This window comes from Entomohabitans teleogrylli (assembly GCF_001484765.1).
GTDB classification, from domain to species: Bacteria; Pseudomonadota; Gammaproteobacteria; order Enterobacterales; family Enterobacteriaceae; genus Entomohabitans; species Entomohabitans teleogrylli.
On sequence record NZ_LLXO01000015.1, the window covers coordinates 116,787 to 129,892 of the forward strand.

The 13,106-nt window shown below is 54.5% G+C and carries 11 protein-coding genes; 7 read left to right on the plus strand and 4 right to left on the minus strand.

Going from position 1 to position 13,106, the window contains the following annotated elements; translation table 11 throughout:
* Nucleotides 1-12: 12 nt before the first annotated feature.
* The 6 genes from rlmKL to rmf all read left to right on the plus strand — a co-directional run bounded on the left by rlmKL (nt 13) and on the right by rmf (nt 7,937).
* A complete protein-coding gene (gene rlmKL / locus AQ981_RS17995) occupies nt 13-2,121 on the plus strand; it encodes a bifunctional 23S rRNA (guanine(2069)-N(7))-methyltransferase RlmK/23S rRNA (guanine(2445)-N(2))-methyltransferase RlmL (protein WP_058913126.1) in 2,109 nt (702 codons plus the stop codon).
* Nucleotides 2,122-2,132: 11 nt separating this feature from the next.
* Nucleotides 2,133-4,040, plus strand: a complete 1,908-nt coding sequence (locus AQ981_RS18000) for an ABC transporter ATP-binding protein (RefSeq protein WP_058913127.1) — start codon at nt 2,133-2,135, stop codon at nt 4,038-4,040.
* Between the two features lie 17 nt (nt 4,041-4,057).
* Nucleotides 4,058-5,326: a membrane integrity-associated transporter subunit PqiA gene (gene pqiA, locus AQ981_RS18005; RefSeq protein ID WP_058913128.1), complete on the plus strand. Its 1,269-nt coding sequence runs from the start codon at nt 4,058-4,060 to the stop codon at nt 5,324-5,326.
* Complete coding sequence (pqiB, locus tag AQ981_RS18010) at nt 5,316-6,953, plus strand: intermembrane transport protein PqiB (RefSeq protein WP_058913129.1); 1,638 nt, start codon at nt 5,316-5,318, stop codon at nt 6,951-6,953. Before pqiA ends, pqiB begins: the two co-directional genes overlap by 11 nt.
* Complete coding sequence (gene pqiC / locus AQ981_RS18015) at nt 6,950-7,513, plus strand: membrane integrity-associated transporter subunit PqiC (protein ID WP_058913130.1); 564 nt, start codon at nt 6,950-6,952, stop codon at nt 7,511-7,513. Before pqiB ends, pqiC begins: the two co-directional genes overlap by 4 nt.
* Nucleotides 7,514-7,769: 256 nt before the next feature.
* A complete protein-coding gene (gene rmf / locus AQ981_RS18020; protein WP_058913131.1) occupies nt 7,770-7,937 on the plus strand; it encodes a ribosome modulation factor in 168 nt (55 codons plus the stop codon).
* Between the two features lie 56 nt (nt 7,938-7,993).
* Here the strand turns inward: rmf and fabA are convergent, their stop codons facing one another.
* Nucleotides 7,994-8,512 carry a bifunctional 3-hydroxydecanoyl-ACP dehydratase/trans-2-decenoyl-ACP isomerase gene (fabA, locus tag AQ981_RS18025; RefSeq protein ID WP_058913132.1) on the minus strand — a complete coding sequence of 173 codons (519 nt, stop codon included), beginning with the start codon at nt 8,510-8,512 and terminating at the stop codon, nt 7,994-7,996.
* A 68-nt stretch (nt 8,513-8,580) separates the two neighbouring features.
* On the minus strand, nt 8,581-10,338 hold the full coding sequence (locus tag AQ981_RS18030) for an AAA family ATPase (protein ID WP_058913133.1): 1,758 nt from the start codon (nt 10,336-10,338) through the stop codon (nt 8,581-8,583).
* 187 nt (nt 10,339-10,525) lie between these two features.
* On the opposite strand from AQ981_RS18030, the gene matP reads away from it, so the two are divergent.
* A complete protein-coding gene (matP, locus tag AQ981_RS18035) occupies nt 10,526-10,981 on the plus strand; it encodes a macrodomain Ter protein MatP (protein ID WP_058913134.1) in 456 nt (151 codons plus the stop codon).
* Nucleotides 10,982-11,156: 175 nt separating this feature from the next.
* Here matP and ompA read toward each other — a convergent pair whose 3' ends face one another.
* Both ompA and sulA read right to left on the minus strand, forming a co-directional pair.
* Nucleotides 11,157-12,209 carry a porin OmpA gene (gene ompA / locus AQ981_RS18040; RefSeq protein WP_058913135.1) on the minus strand — a complete coding sequence of 351 codons (1,053 nt, stop codon included), beginning with the start codon at nt 12,207-12,209 and terminating at the stop codon, nt 11,157-11,159.
* Nucleotides 12,210-12,558: 349 nt separating this feature from the next.
* On the minus strand, nt 12,559-13,065 hold the full coding sequence (gene sulA, locus AQ981_RS18045; protein WP_058913136.1) for an SOS-induced cell division inhibitor SulA: 507 nt from the start codon (nt 13,063-13,065) through the stop codon (nt 12,559-12,561).
* Nucleotides 13,066-13,106 lie beyond the last annotated feature (41 nt).

A 13,106-nucleotide genomic window follows, 5' to 3' on the forward strand; every position in this document is an offset into this window, starting at 1 on the left:
ATAAGTGACGATATGAAATCTCTGTTTGCCAGTACGGCGCGTGGGCTGGAAGAGCTGTTAAAAACTGAACTGGAGACCCTGGGCGCGGAAAACTGCCGGGTGGTCCAGGGCGGTGTGCATTACCAGGGCGATGCGCGGCTGGTTTACCGGAGCCTGATGTGGAGCCGGCTGGCTTCGCGGATTTTACTGCCGCTCGCAGAGTGTAAGGTTTACAGCGATCTGGATCTTTACCTGGGTGCTCAGGCTATCAACTGGACGGAGATGCTGGCGCCGGGGGCCACTTTCGCGGTGCACTTCAGCGGCCTGAATGACACGATCCGCAATAGCCAGTATGGCGCTCTGAAAGTGAAAGACGCCATTGTTGATGCTTTTACGCGGCGAAATCTGCCGCGTCCTGATGTTGACCGCGATGCGCCGGACCTGCGGGTGAATGTCTGGCTGAATAAAGAGATCGCGAGTATCGCCATTGACCTGAGCGGTGACGCGCTGCACCAGCGCGGCTACCGCGATCGCACCGGACAAGCGCCGATTAAGGAGACTCTGGCGGCGGCGATTATTTTGCGTTCCGGCTGGCAGCCGGGAACGCCACTACTCGATCCGATGTGCGGTTCCGGGACGCTGCTAATTGAAGCGGCGATGATCGCCACCGATCGCGCGCCGGGCCTGCATCGTAACCGCTGGGGGTTTAGCGGCTGGGCCGGCCATGATGAATCCGTGTGGAAAGAGGTACGCACTGAAGCTCAGTTGCGCGCTCGTCGCGGGCTGTCTGGCTATGAGTCGCGCTTCTACGGTTCCGATAATGACAGCCGGGCGATTGAGCGGGCGAAAAGTAACGTTCGTCAGGCCGGTCTGGCGGAAATCGTTGCCCTGGAAGTGAAAGATGTTTCCCGTCTCAGTAATCCGCTGCCGGAAGGGCCGCGCGGTACCGTGGTCAGCAACCCGCCTTATGGCGAACGTCTGGAGAGCGAGCCGGCGCTGATCGCTCTGCACAGCCAACTGGGGCGGTTGTTGAAAGCACGCTTTGGCGGCTGGAATTTATCATTGTTCAGCGCGGCGCCAGATTTGCTGAACTGCCTGCAACTGCGCGCCGATCGACAGTTCCGGGCTAAAAATGGTCCACTGGACTGCGTACAGAAGAACTATCGGCTGGCGGAAACTGCCAGCGAAGCTGCGGTGGATGTGGCGGAAGATTACGCCAATCGGTTACGCAAGAATATGAAAAAACTCGATAAGTGGGCGCGTCAGGAGGGTATCGAATGCTATCGGCTGTATGATGCCGACCTGCCCGAATACAACGTCGCCGTGGATCGCTATGCCGATTGGGTGGTGATCCAGGAGTATGCGCCGCCGAAGACCATTGAACCGGCGAAGGCGCGCCAGCGTCTGTTCGACGTCATTGCCGCAACGCTGTCAGTGCTGGAGCTGGAACCGGGTAAACTGGTGCTGAAGACCCGCGAACGGCAGAAAGGGAAAAATCAGTATCAAAAAATGGCGGAAAAGGGCAACTTCATGGAAGTGCGCGAGTACAACGCGCGCTTGTGGGTTAACCTGACCGACTATCTGGATACCGGGTTGTTCCTCGATCACCGAATTGCCCGTCGAACCCTCGGCCAGATGAGTAAAGGTAAGGATTTCCTGAATCTGTTTTCCTATACCGGTAGCGCCAGCGTGCATGCAGGCCTGGGCGGCGCACGCAGCACCACGACTGTGGATATGTCCCGAACCTATCTTGAGTGGGCGGAGCGCAATTTGCGGCTTAACGGGCTGACCGGGCGGGCGCATCGCCTGATGCAGGCGGATTGCCTGGCATGGCTGCGCGAGGCGGATGAACAGTTCGACCTGATCTTCATCGATCCGCCTACTTTCTCGAACTCTAAACGGATGGAAGAGACATTTGACGTTCAGCGCGATCACCTGCGATTGATGCAGGATCTGCAGCGGCTGCTGCGTCCGGGCGGCACCATTATGTTTTCGAATAACAAGCGAGGGTTCCGCATGGATCTGCCGGGCATGGCGGCGCTGGGGCTACAGGCGCAGGAAATCACCCAAAAAACCCTGTCTCTGGATTTTGCCCGCAATCGTCAGATCCATAACTGCTGGCTGATCATTCACGCGAACTAAGGAATAACAAGATGTCTTTAATCAGTATGCACGACGCGTGGCTCTCGTTCAGCGATGCGCCGCTGCTGGATAGCGCCGAATTACATATCGAAGATAACGAGCGGGTGTGTCTGGTGGGGCGTAATGGCGCGGGAAAATCCACGCTGATGAAAATTCTCAACCGCGAGTTACCGCTGGATGATGGCCGGCTGGTTTACGAGCAGGATCTGATCGTGTCGCGGCTGCAACAGGATCCGCCGCGTGATGTTGCCGGTAGCGTGTACGACTTTGTAGCGGAAGGGGTGGCTGAGCAGGCCGAACATCTCAAGGCCTACCATGAGATTTCCCAGAAGGTGATGAGCGATCCCAGCGAGAAACACCTTAACCAGCTGGCTCGTATCCAGGAGGTACTGGAGCATCAGGGACTATGGCAACTGGAAAATCGGATCAATGAAGTGCTGACGCAAATGGGCCTTGACGCCGATGCCGCCCTTTCTTCGCTTTCCGGCGGCTGGCTACGTAAAGCGGCGCTGGGCCGGGCGCTGGTCAGCGCTCCCCGGGTGTTGCTGCTGGATGAACCGACCAACCATCTGGATATCGAAACCATCGACTGGCTGGAAGGCTTCCTGAAAGGATTCCAGGGCAGCATCGTGTTTATTTCTCATGACCGTTCTTTTATTCGCAATATGGCGACCCGGATTGTCGATCTCGATCGCGGCAAACTGGTTTCATATCCTGGCGACTATGACCAGTATCTGGTGGCTAAGGAAGAGGCTCTGCGCGTGGAGGAGTTACAGAACGCCGAGTTCGATAAGAAGCTGGCCCAGGAAGAGGTGTGGATCCGCCAGGGGATCAAAGCGCGCCGTACTCGCAATGAGGGCCGCGTACGCGCCCTGAAAGCGATGCGCCGCGAGCGCCAGCAACGTCGGGAAGTAATGGGCAGTGCGAAGATGCAGGTAGAAGAAGCGACCCGCTCCGGCAAGATCGTTTTCGAAATTGACAACCTCGACTACCGTATTGATGACAAAGTTCTGGTGCGCGATTTTTCCGCCCAGGTGCAGCGCGGCGATAAAATTGCCCTGGTGGGGCCAAATGGCTGCGGCAAGACCACGCTCTTAAAGCTGATGCTCGGCGATCTTCAGCCGCTGAGCGGGCGCATGCATATTGGTACCAAACTGGAAGTCGCCTATTTCGATCAACACCGGGTTGCTCTCGATCCGGATAAAACCGTGATGGACAACCTGGCGGAAGGCAAACAGGAGGTGATGGTCAACGGACGCTCGCGCCACGTATTGGGCTATCTTCAGGACTTCCTGTTCCACCCGAAGCGGGCGATGACGCCGGTGCGTGCGCTCTCCGGCGGTGAACGTAACCGCCTGCTGCTGGCGCGTCTGTTTCTGAAACCGAGTAATTTGCTGATCCTCGACGAACCGACCAACGATCTGGATGTCGAAACGCTGGAATTGCTTGAAGAACTGATTGATGGCTATCAGGGAACGGTTTTGCTGGTCAGCCACGATCGGCAGTTTGTCGATAATACCGTGACCGAATGCTGGATTTTTGAAGGGGAAGGGCGGATCGGCCAGTATGTCGGCGGCTATCACGATGCGCGCGGCCAGCAGGCGGCTTCCCAGGCGCTACGTCAGCCGGCGCTGGTAAAAGAGAAACCAGCGGAATCGGCGAAGACAGAAACTGTTAAACGCGCCGGCAGCAAACTAAGCTATAACCTGCAGCGTGAACTAGAGCAATTACCTCAACGACTTGAAGCGCTGGAAGCCGAACTGGAAGCACTGCAGGCGCAGGTAGGGGATGCGGAATTTTTCAATCAACCCCACGATGTGACCCAGAAGGTGCTGTCGGAACTGGCTACGGCGGAGCAGCGTCTCGAAGAGGCTTTCGAACGCTGGGAATACCTTGAGTCTTTGAAAAACGGCGGCTAACAGAAGGGAGAGCCGGCATGTGTGAAGTACACCACGCCGAAAAATATATCCTGTGCCCGCAATGCGATCTGCTGGTGGCGCTGCCGCATCTGGAAAACGGCCATAAGGCGGATTGCCCGCGCTGCGGCACCACCCTGACCACTCAGTGGGAAGCGCCACGCCAGCGACCAACGGCCTATGCGCTGGCGGCGTTGTTTATGCTGTTTTTGTCCAACCTGTTCCCGTTCATCAACATGAAAGTCGCCGGCGTTACCAGCGAGGTAACGCTGCTGGAGATTCCCGGCGTGATGTTCTCTGAGGATTACGCCAGCCTCGGTACGTTTTTCATGCTGTTTGTGCAACTGGTGCCAGCGTTTTGCCTGATCACCATTCTGTTGCTGGTGAATCGGGTCGCTATGCTGCAGGCGTGGAAAAAGCGCCTGGCGCGGGTGCTGTTTCAGTTAAAGACTTGGGGAATGGCGGAGATCTTTCTGGCCGGCGTGCTGGTGAGTTTTGTCAAACTGATGGCCTATGGGGACATCGGTATTGGCAGCAGTTTTATTCCCTGGTGTTTGTTCTGCGTACTGCAGCTACGTGCTTTTCAGTGCGTTGACAGACGCTGGCTGTGGGACGATATCGGCGATATGCCCCACTATCAGGTACCGCTGCAGGTTGGCGTGTCGGGTATTCGCCAGGGGCTGCGTTCCTGCTCCTGCTGTACGGCGATTTTACCCGCCGATCGCGAGCGTTGTCCGCGCTGTAAGGTGAAAGGGCATGTGCGGCGTAAACACAGTCTGCAGTGGACCATGGCCCTGTTGATTACCTCGATCATGCTGTATCTGCCGGCGAATATTTTGCCAATCATGATAACCGACCTGCTGGGGGATAAAATGCCGTCCACCATTATGGCGGGGGTGATCCTGCTGTGGAGCGAAGGATCGTACCCGGTTGCGATGGTGATATTTATCGCCAGTATCATGGTGCCGACGCTGAAAATGATTGCGATTGCCTGGCTGTGCTGGGATGCCAACGGCCACGGCAGACGCGACAGCGAACGTATGCACTTAATTTATGAAGTCGTGGAGTTTGTCGGGCGCTGGTCAATGATTGATGTGTTTGTGATAGCCGTACTGTCGGCTCTGGTCAGAATGGGGGCGTTGATGAATATCTATCCGGCTATCGGAGCCCTGATGTTTGCGCTGGTGGTGATAATGACAATGTTTGCTGCGATGACTTTTGACCCGCGTTTGTCGTGGGATCGCGAGCCTGGTTCAGACCATGAGGAGTCTTCTGAGCATGGAAAATAATAGTGGGGAAGCAAAGGTGCGTAAGGTGAAAAACTGGTCGCCGGTGTGGATCTTCCCTATCGTCACGGCGCTGATTGGCGCCTGGATCCTTTTTTATCACTACAGCCATCAGGGACCGGAGGTGACCTTAATCACCACCAATGCGGAAGGTATTGAGGGCGGAAAAACCGCGATTAAGAGCCGCAGTGTGGATGTCGGCGTGGTAGAGAGCGCAGTACTGACTGACGATCTGCACCATGTGGAGATTAAAGCGCGGCTGAACGCTGGCATGGAGAAACTGCTGCGCAAGGATTCAGTCTTCTGGGTGGTGAAACCGCAAATTGGCCGTGAGGGGGTTACCGGGCTGAATACGCTATTGTCCGGGGCTTATATTGAGCTTCAGCCAGGGACAAAGGGCGAGGACCAGGAAAGCTATGAACTGCTGGATGCGCCGCCGCTGGCGCCGCCGGATGCTAAAGGGATTCGTATTATCCTGGACAGCAAAAAAGCGGGGCAGCTTAATCCCGGCGATCCGGTATTGTTCCGCGGTTATCGGGTAGGATCTGTGGAAACCAGCCAGTTTGATCCGGCCACGCGTGCGATGAGCTATCAGCTATTTATTAGCGCGCCGAACGATCGCCTGGTGACCAGTAATGTACGCTTCTGGAAAGATACAGGTATCGCTGTGGACATGTCCTCTTCCGGGATGCGCGTGGAAATGGGCTCGCTGGCGACGCTGTTCAGCGGCGGGGTCAGTTTTGACGTGCCGGAAGGCTGGGATTTAGGCCAGCCGGTCGTCGACCATACTGAATTCAGGTTGTATGACGATCAGAAAAGCATTCAGGATTCGCTGTATACCCAGCACATCGATTTCCTGATGTTCTTTAAAGATTCCGTGCGCGGTTTGCAGCCGGGGGCGCCGGTGGAATTCCGCGGTATTCGCCTTGGCACCGTTTCCCGGGTGCCGTTCTTCACTCCGGGGCTGCGTCAGGCGCTGGATGACGATTACCGTATTCCGGTGCTGATCCAGATTGAACCAGAGCGGTTGATGAATCAACTTGGCGAGAAAGCCGATTTTGGGCAGATTTCTGAGCTGTTGCAGCGTGGCCTGCGCGGATCGCTGAAAACCGGCAACCTGGTGACCGGGGCGCTGTATGTCGATCTCGACTTTTATCCTGGTGCGCCAGCAATAAAGGATATGCGCAAGTTTGATGGTTATACCGTTATTCCGACCGTCGCCAGCGGGCTGGCGCAGATTCAGCAGAAGTTAATGGCGACGCTGGATAAGATCAACGGTCTGCCGCTTAACCCGATGATCGAACAGGCGACCAATACCCTGAATGAGAGCCAGCGCACGCTGCGCAATCTGCAGAAGACGTTGGATAATATCAACCAACTGACCTCCAGCAAGTCAATGCAGCAATTGCCGGAAGATATGCAGAAGACGCTGCGCGAGCTGAACCGCAGTATGCAGGGATTCCAGCCCGGTTCGGCGGCGTATAACAAAATGGTGGCGGATATGCAGCGTCTGGATCAGGTCCTGCGCGAGCTTCAGCCGGTATTGCGGACGTTGAATGAGAAGAGCAATGCGCTGGTGTTTGAAGCGAAGGATAAAAAGGATCCACAGCCGAAGAGGGCGAAAGAATGAAAAAGTGGTTACCGCTGGCGCTGACACTGGCGCTGAGCGCCTGTAGCAGCGGGGATAATAAAACGTATTACCAGTTGCCGTTACCGGTACAGAGCGTATCGCAGGGCACGAATAGTACCGGTCAGCGTCAGCTGTGGGTGGAACAGGTGACAGTGCCGGATTTCCTGGCCGGTAATGGGGTGGTCTACCAGACCACCGACGTACAGTACGTTATCGCTACCAGCAATCTGTGGGCCAGCCCGCTGGATCAGCAACTGCGTAACGCTCTGGTGGCCAATCTGAGCAGCGCGCTGCCCGGCTGGGTGGTCTCATCGCAGCCGCTGGGTAGCGATCAGGATACTCTAAGCGTCAATGTTACCGGGTTTCATGGTCGTTATGATGGTCGCACGATCGTCAGCGGTGAATGGCTGTTGAACCATCGTAACCAGATTACCCGGCGTCCGTTCCATATTGAGCTGAAGCAGACCCAGGATGGTTATGATGAAATGGTCAAAACTCTGGCCATGGCATGGCAACAGGAATCGCGCAATATTGCCTCTCAGGTGTCCCGTTTACCCTAATTTTTGAAGATCGCACGAAAAGGTCACAGACGTCTGCTGCGCAGATGCTGTGGCCTTTTCTTTTGAGGGCAACAGGTTACTTTGCCTTCCTGGCGCCAGGGCAAATTCAGACATTCCTTATAGCCGATGAATGTGACATTGGCGTGAATTTTGCGCATTGACGGACGGGGAAATGCAGGTTATTTGTTAATAGTGATTGCACATTTTGTAATCACTGTTTTCTTTCCACCAGATCAAAGTATGAGGGAAACGAGGCATGAAGAGACAAAAACGTGATCGCCTGGAACGGGCTCATCAGCGTGGGTATCAGGCCGGCATTGCCGGACGCTCAAAAGAAATGTGCCCTTATCAGGCGTTGACTCAGAGATCATACTGGATGGGAGGCTGGCGGCAGGCCATGGAAGACAAGGTCTTGATTGCCTGATAGTGTCTCTTTAAAAAGAAACCTCCGCCGCGCGGAGGTTTCGCCTTTTAGAGGGATCAGAAAGAAGAGGTGTCTTTAAACAGACCTACTTTCAGATCGCTGGCAGTGTAAATAACGCGTCCGTCGACCAGCACTTCGCCATCCGCCAGGCCCATGATCAAACGGCGGTTGACCACGCGCTTGAAGTGAATACGGTAGGTGACTTTTTTCGCCGTCGGCAGCACCTGACCAGTGAACTTCACTTCACCCACACCCAGCGCGCGCCCTTTGCCTTCACCGCCCAGCCAGCCGAGATAAAAGCCTACCAACTGCCACATGGCGTCCAGCCCCAGGCAGCCAGGCATCACCGGATCGCCGATAAAGTGACAGCCAAAAAACCACAGGTCAGGATGAATATCCAGCTCGGCTTCCACATAGCCTTTGTCAAAATTACCGCCGGTTTCCGTCATTTTAACCACGCGGTCCATCATCAGCATGTTGGGCGCGGGCAACTGCGGACCTTCAGCGCCGAACAGTTCACCGCGGCCGGAGGCAAGAAGGTCTTCTTTCGTATAGGATTCGCGTTTATCTACCATGTCTACTATAAGCCTTTTTTTAATGAAGCACGCAGATTAGCTAACACTTGTAAGCTGAACAAGTCCGATCAGTTATGATTGAACCAGTTTAGCCAGCGCAGCGGCCACGGATAACGATTTCTGCCGTCGTTCTGAATAGCGGAAATGCGCTCCTGAATAAGTTGGATCAGCGTCTGGCGACCTTCGCCATCCCAGGGCAGCCGGGTCAGAAGCATCAGCGCATCGGCGACATCGTCAACCGCCCACAGGAAAAATTGCTCATTTTCTACTGCTTCCAGCACGTCGGGATGCAGGCTCAGGTGACGCACATTGGTACCCGGGATAATGGCGCCCTGATTGCCGGTAAAGCCGCGCTGCTGGCAGATGCGGAAAAAACCTTCGATTTTTTCGTTCAGACCGCCAACCGGCTGAACGCGCCCGAACTGGTCAACTGAGCCGGTAATGGCGATGCTCTGCTGAATCGGCACATTCGCCAGCGCGCTAATCAGTGCGCATAACTCAGCCATTGAAGCGCTGTCGCCGTCCACTTCGCTGTAGGATTGCTCAAAGGTCAGGGAGGCGGAAAAGGGCAATTGCTGCTCCAGTTGCAGTTCAGACATCAGGAAAGCCTGCATAATCATCATGCCTTTCGCATGAATATTGCCGCCCAGTTCGGCTTTACGCTCAATATCGGTAAATTCCCCGTCGCCGGTATGTACTACGCAACTAATGCGCGAAGGCTCGCCGAAAGCGCGCGGATGCCCTGGAAACTCGATCACTGACAGGGCATTGATCTGGCCGACCTGTTCGCCTTCGGTTTCGATAAGAATCTGTTCCTGGAGGATCTCGTCCTGCATGCGTTCGCTGAGGTAGCTTTCACGCCATTCACGCTGTAACAGCATATTGCGGAATTGCTCGCCGCTGAATGTCTCGCCGTCGCTGGTCAGGCTGACCTCTTTCAACTGGCGCGCAATCCATACCGGGCAAAGCGGAAACAATGCCTGATCGCCGGTAAAACGAACGGCTTCACGCACCAGCTCCGCCCAGGCATCGGCTTGCGGTAGCGGAAGGTGATGCTCCCGGGCCACTGCGCCGAGCCACTTCATCCACTGGCTGACGGCGTCCTCATCGTCAATCGTCAGGACATCTTCGAATTCACTGTACAGCGCGTCGTAGCTGATCTCTGGCTCCATTTCCTGGAAATCCGCCAGCGCTTCGCGATCGCCAAGCAAAATGAGTTTCACACTGAGCGGCATTGAAGGTACGCTGACCGGTAGCGGGCTGGTTTCATCCGGAGATAGCCAGTCAAAGCGCTGCTGCTCGAGCATCTGTTTCAGCCGCAGCCACAATAATGGTTGCGCCAGTACGCTGCGTAGCGAAAGGATTAAAATACCACCGTTAGCCTGATGGATCAGACCGGGTGACAGTGAAAGCTGACCGTCGAACTGGCGCAGGCAGCCAAAGACCTGATCGGGTTCAACCCAGTCGGCGACAACCACTTCGCCACGGGCGGCAAAATTATCCTCCGGACTTTCCGCCGGGCGAAACGTCACCGTTGCGCCGTCTATCTGATAATGACCGCCAGTTAATTTCTGCGGCGCATTCCAGATAGCGCGGATGACACTGGCGACAGTCGTCAGGTATTCACCCTCTTCAGGGCTTCTGATCAGCATATAGTCTGCGCAACGTGCCGGGTGGCAAAACTGTTGCAGGCCGTAGCTCAGGCGCATTTGCACCGCGCTGAATGAGACAAGCTGGGGTTCAGGTATCACTGGCTGCGCAAAAAGTTCCTGCCAGGATTCACTGTCAGGGACCAGGGCTTGCCATGGGAGTCGATTAATGGTCAAGGTCGTTGAATTTTATTTATATGAAATCAAAGAGGCGATTATACAGTAACCTGGCGGTTAGCACACGGACCAGGGGAAGACATCCGGGGATTAAACTACTTTGCGGCTCACAGCATTGATTTTATTCTCAGCAAAGCACGCAAATACTGATATTCTGAGAGAAGTTACACAGTCACCTGAGAACAGCATGAAATATCAACAACTGGAAAATCTCGAAAGCGGCTGGAAATGGAAATATCTGGTGAAGAAGCACCGGGAGGGAGAGCTTATCACCCGCTACGTAGAAACCAGCGCGGCGGATGAAGCGGTTCAACTTCTGTTAGGCATGGAGCATGAACCGGTTCAGGTACTGAACTGGATAGAGCAACATATGAACCCGGCGCTCGCCAACAGAATGAAACAGACCATTCGTGCGCGGCGCAAACGCCATTTTAATGCTGAACATCAGCATACGCGTAAAAAGTCGATCGACCTGGAATTTTTGGTCTGGCAAAGACTTGCCGGACTGGCTCAGCGGCGCGGCGCGACACTGTCGGAAACGATTGTCCAACTGATTGAAGATGCTGAACGTAAAGAAAAATATGCATCCCGAATGACATCGCTGAAACAGGATCTTCAGGCACTGCTGGGTGATAAAGAGTAACAGTGTAATTCACCGGGAGAGGGTGACGATATAGGGGCCAGGTCCGACTGCGCCAGGCTGTGGGAAAAACGTCTGGATGAGGAAGATGATCTCGACATGCCAGGTTGTGGTGGTGTAACAGCAAACGACTGAAAAGAAAAAACCCCGCATCGCGGGGTTTTTTTAGCGTGGTAACTTAAGCCTGCGGCTGAGTTACAACGTCTTTGGTACCACGAACTTCGATTTCTACACGACGGTCCGGCGCCAGGCAGTCGATCAGCGCTGCGCGAGCTTTCACGTTGTCACAGGTGCTACCAGTAACCGGGTTGGATTCGCCCATACCCTGTGCAGAGATCTTGCTACCCGGGATACCTTTAGAGATCAGGTAGTCAACAACGGACTGAGCACGCTGCTGAGACAGTTTCTGGTTGTAGGCGTCAGAACCGATGCGGTCGGTATAGCCCAGAACCACCACTGCGCCGTCTTTCGGATCCAGGTTGCTCAGCTGAGAGTACAGCTGATCCAGTGCCTGCTGACCTTCCGGTTTCAGGGTAGATTTGTTGAAGTTGAACAGAACGTCAGACTTCAGAGTGAAGTGCTTGGTCTGTACTTCCGGAGCCGGGGCCGGAGCCGGAGCAACTACCGGCGCAACAGTTTCCTGACCGAAACGGTAAGAAACGCCAACGCTCAGCATGCCGTTATCCGGACGAGCACCTACAGTGCCTGCGTCACCGATGTTGTTAACCCACTGGTATTCCAGACGGGTAGCGATGTCCTGGGTGATTGCCCACTCAACGCCGCCAGCGAATACCGGAGAAACGCCGGTGTCGTGGTTTTTACCGCCGCCAGAACCGTTAGCATCTGCACGCCAAACCATACCACCCAGACGGGTGTACAGGTCCAGATCGTCGGTGATCGGGTAGCCCAGTTTAGCGGTCAGCTGAACGCCCTGTGCTTTGAATGCACCACTGTTAGTGCCTTTGTAACGCATACGACCTAACCAGTCGTAACCCATTTCAAAGCCCAGGTACGGGTTAACCTGATAACCACCGTATGCACCAGCACCCAGCTGATCATTATCAACATTGTTGTTGTTAATGTTATAGCCGTTACCGTAGAACCCGGTGTCATGGAACTGGGACCAACCCAGCTTAGCACCTGCATACCAGGTGTCGTCTTTCGGTGCGGCCTGCGCTACGGTAGCGAAGCCAGCCAGTGCCACTGCAATCGCGATAGCTGTCTTTTTCATTTTTGCGCCTCGTTATCATCCAAAATGTCCATCGGCTTAAGGATAGTTAAAATTTAAAGCCCATGGTTAAATCCTTCACCAGAGTCGATCTCATTGTTACTCTGCTGATTATTTCAGCTTATGTGAGCAACTCCAGCAAGCTAAAGTCTACAACGTCGTTGGAAACTTACAAGTGTGAAGTCCGTCAGACATATGAAAAAAATTAGTAAACCGCCATATTTTTTAACATTTCTGGACATAATTTAAACGCTAAATAACCGACAAAGCGCAGTTTATCGCCTTTTGCGGGCCTGTTAACCATGGGTTAATCAAGCGCATACAATTAACCCAGGATTAATCTTAAAATTACTTAATGATACAAATTTGAATGAATTTTTAGCGTCGAGCGCGGTCCGGACTGGGCATAAGCCGGGTGAACCGGACGCATAATCAGGCCGATTGCGTTACCTTCTTCAGCCGCTTTTCCAAGAATCCGATGTTCTTCATCCGTCAGCCCGGCCGGAAACCAACCGACAACAACGCTGTAATTTCCAGTCCGCAATGCCTTTGCCATCGACTCCATCATATTGCCGGGGGTCATCTGGCTTACCTGCATGACTTTTGAAAGCGGCAGACCAGCAGCCTCTACCCAGGCGCGGCTCAGCTTTTGCTGTGGAGTTAGCCAGAGTTGCCAGCGCGACTGCTGTCCAAGCTGCTGTAGCAGGGGTAAAAGTAGCAACTGAGTCAACCCCGGCTGCTCTTCACTATAAATAACCTCACTAATTAAACCCTGGGCAGGGTTTGAAGCCCAGGAAACATTGCCGCGAGTGATTCGGGAGGCGTTTGCTGCGCGATTTTCAGAAGTGGTTATGAACATGGTGAATCCAGCCTTATGGGGTTACTGTATGTATGTACAGT